Consider the following 14,710-nt stretch of genomic DNA (forward strand, 5'->3'; position numbering starts at 1 on the left):
CGCGGCATGGAGCGGATTCCGGACGAAGGACGGGAAGAACTGGGACGTGCGCGCCGGCGCATCGAGGCCTTGCGGCTGCTCCTGCAGGCAAGCGAGTACGAGGCGGTGGCCCGGCACCGGCATGCGACCGCGCTGCAGGCCAGCAGCTCGTGGCGCTTGACGGCCGGCTGGCGGAAAGTCGAAGCGATCCTTCCGCGCTGGCGATCGGGTCGCGAGGCGGAAGAGCGGGCTGGTGCTGCGGCGATGCTCCCGGGACTGCAGGCACTGCAGCGCGTTGCCCTGATGGAGCGCTCGCTGCCTGCGCGCGCGATGCTCGCGGTGATGGCGACCGGCGATGGCGACGTCGAGGCATGGATGGGGGAGGCTGGAGCCGGCAGCGCCGCCGCCGCGCTGGTGCAACGGTGCCGGCAGGCGGATGCGACCCTGGCACTGGCCAGGACCCTCGCAGGCCAATGCCTGTTCGATGGTGATCCGGCACTGGCCGCCGCGCTGTACCGCTGGCACGTGGACGCTTTCGGTGGTCCCGGCTGGGACGCGGTGGACCATATCCAGTTCATCGACCTGCTCGATGGGTTGGGGAGGAAGCGGCAGGCCGAAGAATGGCTCGCGCGATCCGGCCTGCGCGAGCGGGCGCCTTGGGACCACGCTTGCCTGGCGGGCAATCTCGCCCAGGCCGGAGCGGATGCAGCTTCCCTGGCGCCGATGAACCGGCTGCTTGCGGCCCAGGGGCTGGAGCCCCTGGCGTTGCGCGATGCCCACGCGGCAGCCATCGACCGCCTGCACTGCGTCGCCCCGGTCTCCCGGCGATCAGGGCTGCCGCTGGTCAGCATCGTCATGCCGGTCTATCGCGCCGGAAGCGCGGCGGACACGGCGATCGCCTCGGTCTTGGCCCAGACCTGGCCGGAACTGGAACTGATCGTGGTCGACGATGGCAGCCCCGAAGCGGAGTTCGCCCGGCTGGAGGACTGGCCGGCCAAGGATCCGCGGGTGCGCCTGCTGCGGGCCGAGCGCAACGGTGGGACCTACCGTGCCCGCAACCTGGGCCTGGCCGAGGCGCGCGGCGAATTCGTCACCTGCCACGATGCCGACGACTGGTCGCATCCGCGAAAGATCGAACTGCAGGTGGAACAGCTGCGCCGGCACCCGGGCCGGATCGGCAACCTGTCGCGCTGGGCCAGGGTCCTTCCGGACCTGCGGGTCCAGCGCTTCAGCATGCGTGGGCACCTGGTGTATCCGAACCTGTCGTCCCTGATGTTCCGCCGTGCGCCGGTGATGGCGGCGCTTGGACAGTGGGACGAGGTGCGCTATGGCGCCGACAATGAATTCTACAAGCGGCTGGAGCTGGTTTTTGGCCGGGAGCTGGACGTGGTGGGGGCGATGCCACTGTCCTTTGGACGGGTGCACCGCTCGTCCCTGACCAGCGGCACCCTGGGCCGGGGGTATGTGTCCTTCGAGCGTCGCTGCTATGAGTCCGCGTGGCGGCATTGGCACCGTGGGCTGGTCCAGGCGCCGGGCGGCGCGCGGCTGACCGGGGCGGGGGAGCGGCGTTTCACCGTTCCGGCCTCGATGTTGCCCGATCGGAAGGCAGAGCCGGATCCGCGCTCTTATCGGCTGGTGGTCGTGGCCGACTACTGCCTGGAAGGGGCGGTCGCCGAATATTTCGCAAGTCGTATCCGCGACATGCTGGAGGGCGAAGGGCGCATCGCGTTATGTCAGATGCGTTCATTCGATGTCGCCTCGCTGTCCCATTGGCAGATCGATTGGCGCATTCAGGATTTGCTGGAGACTTCGGGTATCGACCTGCTTCATGCCCAGGACCGGGCCGAGTGCGAGCACATCCACCTGCTCTATCCACGCGTGCTAGAGTTCGCGACGCATCTGCGGGCCACTGGTATCCGTGCAGGCAAGGTGACATTCGAGCCGCCTGATACGTTGTCCGGCGAAGGCCACGTCATCCCGGAGTGGGATCGGGGCGGGTGCATGCGGGAGGCGGCAAGGCTGTTCGGCTCTGTGCCGTCCGGTGGCCCCTGACGCAGGCAAGGGTGCGGTGAATTGGACCCGTGGCGGATCGAATCCGGCCTACGGAGCGAATACCGGATCGTGTTTTCCGGATCAATCAGTTTTCACGAGGGAAATGAATGGGCAAGAGCGTCTATGTGGGGATGAGCGCGGACCTGGTGCATCCAGGACACCTGAATGTCATCCAGAAAGCCGCCGAACTGGGTGAGGTGACTGTGGGGCTGCTGACCGATCGCGCGATCGCCAGCTACAAGCGGCTTCCCTATATGACGTTCGAACAGCGCCGCCAGGTGGTCGAACAGCTCAAGGGCGTGAGCCGCGTGGTGGCGCAGGAGACCCTGGACTACGTGCCGAACCTGATGCAGTACAAGCCGGACTACGTTGTCCATGGCGACGACTGGCGTGAAGGCGTGCAGAGCAAGGTCCGTCAAGCCGTGATCGATACCCTCGCGCAATGGGGAGGGGAGCTGGTGGAAGTGGGTTACACCGACGGCATTTCCTCCACCCAGTTGAACAAGGCACTGCGCGAGATCGGCACCACGCCGGATATTCGCCGCAACAAGTTCCGTCGCCTGCTCGAGGCCAAGCCGCTGGTGCGGTTGATGGAGGCGCACAACGGCTTGACCGGCCTGATCGTCGAGAACGCGCATTTCGACGGGCCCGACGGGCGTCGTGAGTTCGATGGCATGTGGGGCAGCAGCCTTACCGAGTCCACCGCCAAGGGCAAGCCGGACATCGAAGCCGTCGACGTCACGTCGCGCACCCACACACTGCACGATATCCTTGAAGTCACCACCAAGCCCATCGTCTATGACGCCGATACCGGCGGCAAGCTGGAGCACTTCCAGTTCACCGTGCGCACGCTGGAGCGGCTCGGGGTCTCGGTGGCGATCATCGAGGACAAGGTCGGGCTGAAGAAGAACTCGTTGTTCGGCACCGAAGTGCCGCAGACGCAGGACACCATCGAGGGTTTCTGCGACAAAATCCGTGCCGGCAAGGCCGCACAGGTCACCGATGACTTCATGATCGTCGCTCGCATCGAGAGCCTGATCCTGGACCAGGGGATCGAGGATGCGATCACCCGCGCCGACGCCTACATCAAGGCGGGGGCGGACGGCATCCTGATCCACAGCCGGAGGAAGGAGCCGGACGAGATCTTCGAATTTTGTTCGCGCTACGCAAAGCTCGAACAGCGCCCCCCCCTCATCGTAGTCCCGTCCAGCTACAACCAGGTGACAGAGCGCGAGCTGATTGACCACGGCGTACAGGTCGTCATCTACGCGAACCACCTGCTGCGCGCGGCCTACCCGGCGATGATGGATGCGGCGCGCTCGATCCTGGAACACGGACGGTCCAAGGAAATCGACTCCAAGCTGTTGTCGATCAAGGACATCCTCGAACTGATCCCGGGGACCAAGTGATGTTGCAGCCGGCAACGGTATTCCAACAGTTCCGCGATCAGGGCGTGCGCCTGTTCACCGGCGTGCCCGATTCCCTGCTTGCCGACTTCTGCGCCTACGTCACCGACCATGCGCCGAGCGAGGATCATGTGATCACCGCCAACGAGGGCAATGCCATCGCGCTGGCAGCGGGGCACTACCTTGGCACCGGCGAGCCGGCGCTGGTCTACATGCAGAACTCCGGCCTGGGCAATGCGGTCAATCCGCTGCTGTCGCTGGCCGATGAGGAGGTCTACAGCATCCCGATGCTGCTGCTGATCGGCTGGCGGGGTGAGCCGGGCGTCAAGGACGAGCCGCAGCACGTCAAGCAGGGCAGGGTGATGACCGCCATGCTCGACGCCATGGAGGTGCCGTGGTTCGAGCTTGATGCCGGCATGGAGGATGCCGGCGAGGTGATCGCCAGGGCCAGTACATTGATGCGCGAACGGATGGCTCCGGTCGCACTGCTGGTACGCAAGGGGGCGTTCGCAAAATACGCCCTGCAGAAGGACGTGGTCACCGATTTCCCGATGAACCGGGAAGCGGCAGTGAAGTGCGTCGTGGATGCTCTCGGTGCGGACGACGTGGTGATTGCCACCACGGGAAAGACCTCGCGCGAGCTGTACGAATACCGCGCCGCCCGTGGTGATGGGCAGGGGAGCGATTTCCTCACGGTGGGCGCCATGGGCCATACCGCGTCGATCGCGATGGGCGTGGCCCGGCGTCAACCGGATCGCCGCATTGTCTGCATGGATGGTGATGGCTCGGTGCTGATGCACATGGGTGCGCTGGCGATCATGGGCCAGTCCGCATTGCGCAACCTCGTCCATGTGGTGATCAACAATGGCGCGCATGACTCTGTGGGCGGCCAGCCAACGGTTGGTTTCGAAATGGATCTGGTGGGTGTGGCAAAGGCCTGCGGCTATTGCGATGCGATTTCGGTTGCCGAGCCGGACGGTGTCCAGGCTGCACTTTCTGCTTTGGCGGGTCGGGACGGTGTGGTGCTTCTTGAGATCCGCGTGAACAAGGGAGCGCGGGATGACCTCGGGCGTCCGAAATCCGGCCCGGTGGAAAACCGTGACGTCCTGATGAAGAAGCTGGGCGTGTAAGCGCATCCTGGTTGAGGCTAGGGTGCTTCGCACATATCAATTATCGATGACTGTACTTGGGTAGGCCGTGACAAATTGGACTTATCGCAATCCGGTGCGGGTAGTGGCCGCAGCTGGAAGTTCGGCAGCTCTGGCCGACCATATCGACTTCCAGCGCATGGCACTGGTGACCAGCCCGGGATTTACTCGTCGCGGGGTTGTCGAGCGGATCCGGCTTTCCATGGGTACACGGCTGGTGGCGGTTCTCGATGATGTCAAGCCGAATCCGGATGTCCGTGACGTGGATGCCCAGGCGGTCCGGCTCAGGTCGCTCGGTATCGATGGGATCGTGGCACTGGGAGGGGGGAGCAGCATCGATACCGCGAAGGCGCTGGCAAGGGTGCTGCCACAACCCGGCAACGTGACATTAACGGACCACTTCAGGAGTGCGGAGGTTTTCGCTTCCGGGATCAACGCATTGCCGGTAGGGGCGATTCCCACGACGGCAGGCACTGGAGCGGAGGTCACACCCTTCGGCACGATCTGGGACTTCGAGTTCGGGAAGAAGTATTCGGTCGCGGGCGATGACCTCTATCCCTCCGTTGCGATCCTGGACCCTGAGCTGACACTTGAGCTGCCGGTGGAAGTAACCGTGTCCTCAGGGCTGGATGCGATATCGCATGCCCTGGAATCCGTGTGGAACCACAACGCCAGTCCTATCACCCTGGCCTTGGCGGCAAAGTCCCTGCAGCTGTCGCTGCATGCGCTCCCCGAACTTGGGCGGAAGCCCGGTGACATTGGCGCACGCAGTCTCATGATGCAGGCCAGCCTGCTTGCGGGTATGGCCATCAGCCAGACGCGGACGGCCTTGGCGCATTCGATATCCTATCCGCTGACCACTGAGTTCGGTCTTCCACACGGTATCGCCTGCAGCTTTACCTTGCCGGAACTTCTGCGTTTCAACCAAGTATCCGACGATGGCAGGATGACGCATCTGGCCCGCTCACTTGGGCATGCCGGTACAGATGCTCTTGCAGACGCCCTGGACGAACTTTTGCTGGTCGTCGACCTCCCGGAAGTTTTCAGAAAGCATGTTTCAAAAAAGTCCCAGGTGCTTGGGTTGTCCAACAGGATGATTGCCCCGGGCAGGGCGGAAAACAATCTGAGAGAAGTCTCGGGATCGCAATTGCTGGCGTTGCTCGAGGGTTCTCTGGAGCGCATTGGACTACAGGCATGAGCGAGGCAGAGGATATCGGGCGGCCCGACGCATCCGGAAAGGGCAGCTTCCGCGTCGGGTTCATCGTCACAGCTCCCTTCCATCTGTTTCACTATGGAGCGATCCGGCGTCACCTGGACTGCGATGTCGTGGTCTATGTCGATGTCAGGGATGATGATTTCGGCGTTACGCGCGCACTCGTCGAGAAGCACGTCGGGAATTGCGAAACCCGCTGGGTTCTCAATTCCCAGCTCGGGAAGATAGACGGTGAATGTGATGTGCTGGTATGCCAGACGCCGCTCACATTGATGAAATTCTTCGAAAAATCCTTGGTCGTCGCGGAGCAGTACAGCCTCGCCAAGGAACAGTACCAGTATGGGCTCTGGCGGGCACAGGCCAGCTTGAACCTGATGTACGGACATTACTCGGCGGGCGTCGTTTCGCCTTTCTCAACGGCTGTGGCGACGGGAAATCCCCTGTTCGACGCGCATGTGCCGAAGGATGGGCTGCCACAGCTGGAGAGCCAGGTGGGCGGGAAGCTGCGGGTGCTGTACATGCCGACGTATGGCGACCTGTCCGATCGCGCCTCCGTTCTGAAGGCGCTGCTGGCGCAAGGGGTTGAGCTCACGATAAAAGCGCATCACGCGGACTTCGAGATAAAGGCACTGGCCGACGAGCACGGGGTCCCTGTCTACTTCTCCGACTCGGATCCCATCGAACTTATCTGCGCCAGCAGCTTGGTTGTAAGCGATTATTCCGGCGCGATCTACGATGCGCTTGCCATGCGCAAGCCGGTGGCGCTTGTCGACTCGTTGAATCTCCAGAGTGCCGATGCGGCCAGGCTGTCGAGCGACGACGTATCCCATGCCAGTGTGAGTAGGCTGGCAGCGACCTGGCCGTTGGAAGGGGCATTGCAGGATGCCTACGACGAGTCGTACAGGAAACTTTCTGATGAAAGTGCCTACAAGGAATTCATCGGTCACTTCTATGTGAATTTCGGGTGTGCGTCGGCCGCATGCGCAAATGAGATCATGCGGCTGCACGAAGCTGGCGAGGTGCAGAGCTTTGCAGTTCAGCAGATCCGGGAAACGGTACGCCGCTATGTCGCCGAGAATAGAAGCCTGCGGCGGAAGTTGAAGTCTTCAAAGTCCAGGCGGCGCGGAGGTCGTCAGCCTGGGCTTCTGGCAATGCTGCTTCCGGATGCCATGCAGGGGCTTTGGGACGAGCCTATGAGGGTGCTGTTCCTGAAGTCGGTACGTTTTGGGCTCCTATCTTTGCCGGGTGGAGAGCGGGTGCTGCAGCGATTACGGGGGTTGCGCGGACGTCCTGCGGAGCACAGCGACCTGGTTGCCGGGCAGGACGCCTCCTCAGGGGAGAACGGTACCGGAGCGTCGCCGGGCGACGAATGCAGTGAGCTCTCCGAAGTGCCGCGTATCCGTAGACGCCAAGTCGCCGAACTCCTGCGGCAGTCGCTCGATGAACGTGGTGTGGAATACAGGGCGGAGGTCGACGACTATCGTGCCTATGTCGCGGTGCGCGAACAGGACCTCGATGTATTGCATGACGCTCTGGGGATCATGCAGCGCAATGTGGGCGTGGAAATCACCTTCTGGCTTGGATCGGGTACTCGCTACGATACCGTCCGCAGGTCAGGCGATCTGCGGCTGGCGGACCTGGCGGCCTGCGAGTCGTTCGTTCTGGGGGTCCCGTTGAAGGTCGGAAGCTATGCGATTGGGCGTGCGGGAGGTGTGGAAGTACTTCTGTTGACCGGGCAGGGCGCGCGGTTGACTGCCCGGCGACGGCGTGCGGAGAAGGCCGACTGGACACTCGAGTTCTCTGGCCGCGAGCGTACTGCGATGGCACGGGGCGAGCCGGCGGATGTAAAGCCCGGGAAGGACGGGCAGCATGTGGATGTCGTCTATACCTGGGTTGATTCGTCGGATGAGGAGTGGGCGGCCCAGCGACGGAAATGGGCAGGACTAAGCAACATAGTCATGGCGTCCGCAGGAAACGAAGAGCGTTACATGGACCGGGAGGAGTTGAGATATTCCCTCCGCTCACTCTGGTTGTATGCTCCGTTCATCCGGAACATCTACATCGTCACGTCCGGGCATAGGCCCGCGTGGTTGGCGGATGACAATGACAGGCTGAGGGTGGTTTCACATGATGTGATATTTCCTGACGAAGCCGCGCTGCCTACCTTTAATTCACATTCCATCGAGGCATGCCTGCACAGGATTCCAGGTCTTGCCGAGAATTTCCTTTACTTCAACGATGACTTCTTCCTTGGGCGTGAAGTGCGGTTTGAGGACTTCTATACGAAGGCGGGTCTGATGAAGAGTCGATTCTCGCCATCGTCCTTCGTTGCGGAGGACGAACCTGCACCGGATGCAATCCCCACCGACTGGGCTTCTTATAACGCCGTCAAGTTGATGCGGGATGAATTCGGCTTGAAGTTCGACCGGAAGCTAAAGCACATACCTTATTCAATGAAGAAGAGCATGCTGGAGGAGATGGAGGAGCGCTATCCAGACGCCTTCAGGAGTACAAGAGCCTCCCGGTTCCGGGACCATCGGGACTATGCCATTCCGTCGATGCTGAGTCACTATTATGGTGTCGCGACGGGCCGTGGTGTCGAGTGGGATGGCTTGCCCAAAGAGTATGCGTATGCCGATACCGGACGCAGGGATTTTCGCTCCAGGTTGGCGGGGATATCCAAGAGCAGCCCGATGTTCTTCTGTCTCAACGCGACGATGCACGAGGATATCGATTTCAAGGCGCAGGCGGAGTTCCTCAAGGAATTCCTCGATGCGCGCTTCCCAGTGCCCTCCCCATATGAGCGCTGATATTCCGGGACGCAGTGCGAGCTCTGGTCCATTGGCGCGGTGTTGATCTTCATTGATCCGGTGCTACGGATATACATGGAGCGGCACTGATATGGCATGGAAACTGTTGCATTTTTCCGCCGCCGTTTCGCTTGGGTTCTTGAGCGACCCATACAATGCCCTTGGCCGCGGCCAGGCACGGCTGCTGCCGTCGTTCTGGAAGTCAATATCAAGCAGTCGTGTTCAGGCACGACATCGTCACGGGAAGCTTCCGGTTGAGTCGGCTCCTAATGGCGGCCGTTGTGGCGGGCTTTCCGGAGTGCCCTCCAGAAAGCCCTCCAGAAAGCCCGCCGGAGAGCCGATTGGGGTGAGTCGCTCTTGTGGGGCATGACCATATGTTCAGGAGGACGCCATGATCAAAGTGAGCAACCCTTTCCGCTATTCGGACGAGCATGGAAATGTCATCGAGTGCGATAATCCCATAGGAGAATGTGTTTCCGTCATCTTCAGGGGGGGCGGAAACTTTCTGTCCATAAAGGGGGGCGTTCGCCGGAAGTCCTTGACGATCATGTTCGATTGCAACGGCGCGCGATGCGAGATCGGAGACAATCGCTTCAGGGGGAAGATCCGGCTTGGTGAGGGCTGTAGTGTCATCGTATCCGATGGTGTTACATGCACCGGGCCTTGCTACATATCCACCGCGGAGGGGTCCTCTGTGGCCATCGGTGAGGACTGCATGATCGCCTCTAGGAACGAGATACGCTCTGATGACGGCCACCCGATATTTTCGGTGGAAAGTGGGAGGCGGACAAACATGCCAAGGTCGATTTCCATAGGGAATCATGTCTGGTTGGCGGCTGGTGCGACGGTCCTAGGAGGAAGCTGCATGGGAGATGGATCCATTGCCGGTCTCGGCAGCGTGGTCAAGGGCCGGTTCCCAAACAATTGTGTATTGGCGGGGGTTCCAGCAAGGATCGTGCGGACGGATGTGGCCTGGGAGCGGCCACACCTTACTTTGGCCAAGCCTTATGTAAAGCCTGATTCGTCGTCTGTGGAACGATCCAGCTATTGGAGGCGCACCAAGGGCGAGGCTGTTCCAGAAAGCCAATCGACCATCAGACGCTTGTTCGCCGGGTTGAGGTCCGCGTTCCGCACGTCGGGTGCGAATAGTTGATGTCCTATGTCGTGCGATATGACGTGTTCATTGCGAGCGTTTGAGTGACCGGGTGGGTACGCAGGTTCCTGCGCCCTGTCTGGCGGGGCATTCAGCGGAAGGGTCCAAAGACTCGGCTGTTGGTACTTGATGCTGCAGTACGGCTTGGTATGCCGGTAAATGTCGAGCTTCTGCGTGGACTGATCGGCGAGCTCGACGATAGCGGGGCGCATCGTTGGGCCGCCTACTGTCTTGGTCGGCTCCACCGGCTGCTCCCGTTCGATCCGCACGTGTTGGCTGAGCGGATATCCAGGGATATCGAATCCCAGCATGTCCGTAGTGTGCGCAGGCTGATCGACACCGCGCGCAGGAAGGGCGGACTGCCTCCCATGCGCATGATAGAGATTGCCGGAAAACTGGCATGTCACGGCTACTGGGAGGAGAGTGGGCGCATTTTCCAGGAGCTCTCCCGTTTGCCGGAGGAGGGGGGCAGGCTGGTAAGGCAGTCCCCCTCTCTTCTCGTCGACAGGGCGCCCCATCGGCTCGGTCGGCTGGCTGACGACATCAGGCGCCTGGGCGCCATGTCGGGAGTGGGCATGGCGCCGGTGCAGCTGAAACTGGCGAGGCTGTGCTTTACCTGCGGCTACTTGGCTCTCGCCGCTGATCTCTATTCGAGTGCCGGGGCGCAAGGGACGCTGCCTTGGCGGGATGATGTGGCGTACCGCTATTCATTGGCACGTACGGGGGCGCCCTCGCCGCTGTCGGGTGATATAGGTGAGCCGCCTGCCGGCGTTCCCAAGCGGGCCGATGCGATGATGATGATCGCCTACGACAAATTGGCAAGGGATGACTATCCAGGCGCAGCATCTGCTTTGGAAGGTGCGATCCGCCTTCATTATTTCGATCGCGACGATGTGGAACTCCTGGTCAAGGAGTCACTGGCCGCCTTGAACGCGATTGATTCGCTCCGGTGCGGACCATCGAAGGTCGCTGCAGATCTGTTGGTTGCCGGGGAGGATGTTGATTCGGAATTCGGCGAGGACGGCAACAGAGGGGTGCCAAAGGTATTCATCTGCGGCTTTGGATGGTCGGGATCAGGAGCGGTTTACGACGATATCCGCGGCGTCCGCGGGTTCTGCGAATTCGAAGGTCCTGGTCACGACACCATTCTCAATGAAGACTCCGACAGCGAGGTGACCTTCATCCAGTCATCAACGGGGCTGGGGGGACTGTGGTTGCACCTCAAGCACCGGCAAACACTCGACTGGAGTCAGATGTGGGACTTGTTCTCGCTGCATGTCGTTGGCTTGGCTCCGATTGGTTACAGCAACTACAAGAGCTGTGCGGCCGCAGTGCGTCATGTACGGCGCTACGGAGCTCACTATATGAGGCCATTCTGTCAGTTGCTTCAGGGTTGTGGGGGGCTTCTGCGCAGCCCCCGCAAAGGCGGGCTGTTCCAGCTGCTGAGGGAGACCACCGAGGGACTGTGCACGATGCTGGTCGCCCAGAACGGCGGTAAAGCGGTGCTGTTCAACAATGCCGTGTTCGGCCGTGACGTGGAGATGCTGGAAATCTTCCGCGCATGCCATGCCGTGGCGGTATTCCGCGATCCGCTGGACGTCTACGCCGATCGCAAGGACAAGGACAAGAACCACTGGCGGACGCCGCGGCAACTGGCGGAGTTCTACGGTCGCGGCCTGCAACGCTACCTGGCCTATCGCACGGCGGCGGGCCGTCGCGTGGGGGCCACCCTGCGCGAAGTCCCATTCGAGCGCTTCGTGCGTGATTCCGCCTTTCGGTGGCGAGTGCGTGCCTGGCTGCTGCCCGGTCTGGAGGACAGGGGCCACACCTATTTCGATCCGCTCATCTCGAGCGGAAACATCGGCCTGCACCAGCGCAGTGTCGATGCGGAAGAGGCCGGGCAGCTGCAGCCGGCGACCGCGGCCCACCAGGAGATGGAGCGGCTGTCCAGAAGCATCTGGGGACTTTGAACCAGTCCACGCCGGCCGTAACGGGATGGGGATCACGGGTGCGGCAGGGCGGGTCACCGGGATGACTCGCAACTGTCATCAACCGGAAGCCTGGCTGAAACGTCTTTTGCCTAAAACGGTAACACGCGCAATCGGGGCCCGGCTCCGGTGCGCCTGTTCAGTGGGCAAACAGGAGGCCAGCCTTGAACACCATCGTCGATGCGGTGCTTGCAAGGCGGAAGGCGGTCACGCCGAGACAGTTGCTGGTTGTCGCCGTTACTTTCTCCCTGCTGCTGCTGGGGAGCGTGGCCGCGGCGGCGGGGCGGTATGCGCTCACGGCCATCGCGCTGCTTGCGCTGCAGGCGGTCGCGGTCATGGTGGTGCTGCTGTCGCAGCGGCGCATCTCCCAGCGTCTGAGCGAAGGCCTGCGAGGCCCGGGTGCACAGCAGGCCCGGCGGGGGAAGGGACGAAGCCTGCGCAGGTTCTCCGCGGCGCGCTATTACGCCAAGGCCAATGCCGACAAGTGCGTGGAGTTGGTCGGGCAGCTGGTGCTCGACCGTTCGCTGGACGGGCGTGACATCCTCGCCTACCGGGCGACCCGCGGTGAGCTGGACGTCGCCGGCATCCGCTCTCTGCTGGAGAGCTTCCGCATGCCGGGCAAGCGCGGAAGGGTCGTGGAGGCCGCCAGGGCCTTCGACAAGAGCGCCCTGCTCGGGTTGGCGCGAACCCTGTATCGCCAGGATGCCGGTGGCGGAGACCGGCTGGATGCGATCTCGCTGTACCAGCTGGCATTGGCGCTCTTCGGTCGTTCGGCGCTGGAAACGAGCGATTTCGAATGGCTGGCAAGCCTGTTGATCCAGGAGCGGCGGCTCGAGGAAGCGCTGGGTTGGCTGAGTGATCCGGTCCTGTCGCCGGCAGTGTCGGCCAACCACTATTTCCTGCGCGCCAATGCGCTCAATCCTTTCGTCGACCAGACTCCCGGCCTTTCCATCCGGCCTTGGCTGGATGCCCTCAACGCGGGCTATGGCGAATGGCAGCTGGCCGCCGTCGAAATGGCCGATGCGGCCGGCAACGCGTTTTCCCGCCTGGCGGCGGGCGTGCAGGCCGCCAGCGTGGATGGGCCTCTGGTGAGCGTGATCATGCCGGTCTACTGCGCGGGCGCGCATACCGACGTGGCGATCCGTTCGGTGCTTGCTCAAACCTGGAAGAACCTGGAGCTGATCATCGTCGATGACGGCAGTCCCGCCGAGCACCAGGCGGTGCTGACGCACTGGGCCCAGGCCGACGAGCGCATACGGCTGATCCGCTGTCCGCAGAACCGTGGAGCCTATGTCGCCCGCAACGCGGGCCTGGATGCGGCCCGGGGCGAATTCGTCACCTGCCACGATGCCGATGACTGGTCGCACCCGATGCGCATCAAGCGGCAGGCGAGTGATCTGGCCCGAAACTCCGGGCGCATCGCGAACCTGGTCAATCTGGTGCGCGTGGATGTGAACCTGGAGGTCCGCCATCGCCATCCCGGGCGAACCCTGCAGCATGTCGCGCTGTCCAGCCTCATGTTCCGCCGCGCGGAGGTGCTTGCGCGTGTGGGCTACTGGGATGCTGTGCGCAAGATGGGCGATGCCGAGTTCATCCACCGCATTGCCCTGGCGTTCGAGCAGAAGATCGAGAGCATTCTCCCGCCGCCGCTGCTGTTCGCCCTGCAGGACGTAGGCAGCCTGTCCGGTTCGGACATGTGCCGTGGCTTCATGCATCCGGAGCGGCAGCTCTACCGTACGCGTTACCGTGAATGGCATGAGCGCATCGCCGCGGGCGAGGCCAGTGCATACCTGCCCGCCAGTCCGGAGACGCGCCCCTTCCCGGCGCCGATGTCGTTCCTGCCGCATCGGGGTGGGCGCGAGCAGTTCGACGTGCTCTTCGTCTCCGAGCTGGGCTTCACCGGCGGCAACGTGCACTCGCTCATCCATGAAATGGAAATCTGCGTGGCGGCCGGCCTGAAGGTCGGTCTCGTGCATGTGCACAACCTGTTGTTCACGCACCTGGCCCGGCGTGAGCCCATCGACGCGCTTACCGCGCTGGTGGTGTCCGGCAAGGTCACCCAGATCGCGATGACCACGCCGGCCGATGCTTCTCTGGTGATCGTGCGGTGGCCGGCGTGCTTCCAGTACACCTCGTCACTGCCGTCCGGCATACGCGGGCTGCAGACCGTGGTGGTCGCCAACCATCCGCCCTACGAACGGCATCAGGACCGGCACTCGTACGAAATGGGGCAAGTGAGCCGGAATGTCGCCGAGGCCTTCGGCCCCGCGCCGCGCTGGGCGCCGCAGTCGGCCACGATCCGCCGCATGCTGGAGCCGCAGCTGCCGGGGGGGGCATTGCTGGATGTCGACTGGATCGCGGTGCTTGCCAAGGCGCCGGTGCGTACGCACCGGCGCGAGGTGCCCGTGGCGGCGCTTCCGGTCATCGGCCGGCACTCGCGGGACCACCACCTGAAGTGGCCGGAAGACCGCGAGACCCTGCTGAAGGTGTACCCGTCCGACGGGACGTGCAAGGTGCGGGTGCTCGGCGGTGTCGATCACGTCATTGCGTCCGGCGCCCTGCGTGCCGAGGATATCGAGGGCTGGGAGGTCCATGGCTTCGGTACGCTGCAGCCGCTGGATTTCCTGAGGTCCATCGATTTCTTCGTGTATTTCCACCACAAGGACTGGGTCGAGGCGTTCGGCAGGGTGATCATGGAGGCGATGTTCGCCGGTGCGGTGGTGGTGCTGCCGCCCACGTTCGAGCCGGTGTTCGGCGAGGCGGCGCTCTACGCCGAGCCCGATGGCGTACAGGCACTGATCCAGGCCTACTACCGGGACTGGCCGCGCTTCCAGGAGCAGTCCGAGCGTGCGCTCGCCTATGCCCACGACAACTGCACGCCGGCGGCCTACCGGCGCCGTCTTGCCCGGCTGGGCGTGCAGGCGCTGTCCGCCGACCTCGATGCCGAGGCCGCGTGATACG

Annotated in this window: 7 protein-coding genes; all 7 read left to right on the forward strand. The window is 62.9% G+C overall.

Annotated features, from left to right (window positions below; all coding sequences use genetic code 11):
* The first annotated feature begins 6 nt into the window (after positions 1-6).
* On the forward strand, positions 7-2,031 hold the full coding sequence (locus tag K5L01_RS09850; protein WP_250064222.1) for a glycosyltransferase family 2 protein: 2,025 nt from the start codon (positions 7-9) through the stop codon (positions 2,029-2,031).
* 131 nt (positions 2,032-2,162) lie between these two features.
* Positions 2,163-3,440: a phosphoenolpyruvate mutase gene (gene aepX, locus K5L01_RS09855; RefSeq protein WP_250064600.1), complete on the forward strand. Its 1,278-nt coding sequence runs from the start codon at positions 2,163-2,165 to the stop codon at positions 3,438-3,440.
* Entirely contained in the window at positions 3,440-4,567 is a 1,128-nt protein-coding gene (gene aepY / locus K5L01_RS09860) for a phosphonopyruvate decarboxylase (RefSeq protein ID WP_250064223.1), read from the forward strand. Before aepX ends, aepY begins: the two co-directional genes overlap by 1 nt.
* A gap of 103 nt (positions 4,568-4,670) precedes the next feature.
* Positions 4,671-5,783 carry a phosphonoacetaldehyde reductase gene (locus K5L01_RS09865; protein ID WP_250064224.1) on the forward strand — a complete coding sequence of 371 codons (1,113 nt, stop codon included), beginning with the start codon at positions 4,671-4,673 and terminating at the stop codon, positions 5,781-5,783.
* Complete coding sequence (locus K5L01_RS09870; RefSeq protein ID WP_250064225.1) at positions 5,780-8,608, forward strand: stealth conserved region 3 domain-containing protein; 2,829 nt, start codon at positions 5,780-5,782, stop codon at positions 8,606-8,608. The genes K5L01_RS09865 and K5L01_RS09870 overlap by 4 nt, the downstream gene beginning before the upstream one ends.
* A gap of 1,302 nt (positions 8,609-9,910) precedes the next feature.
* A complete protein-coding gene (locus K5L01_RS09875) occupies positions 9,911-11,731 on the forward strand; it encodes a hypothetical protein (RefSeq protein ID WP_250064226.1) in 1,821 nt (606 codons plus the stop codon).
* A 182-nt stretch (positions 11,732-11,913) separates the two neighbouring features.
* Entirely contained in the window at positions 11,914-14,706 is a 2,793-nt protein-coding gene (locus K5L01_RS09880) for a glycosyltransferase (RefSeq protein ID WP_250064227.1), read from the forward strand.
* Positions 14,707-14,710 lie beyond the last annotated feature (4 nt).

The sequence above is a fragment of the Stenotrophomonas mori genome (assembly GCF_023556335.1).
In the GTDB taxonomy this organism is placed as follows: Bacteria; Pseudomonadota; Gammaproteobacteria; order Xanthomonadales; family Xanthomonadaceae; genus Stenotrophomonas; species Stenotrophomonas mori.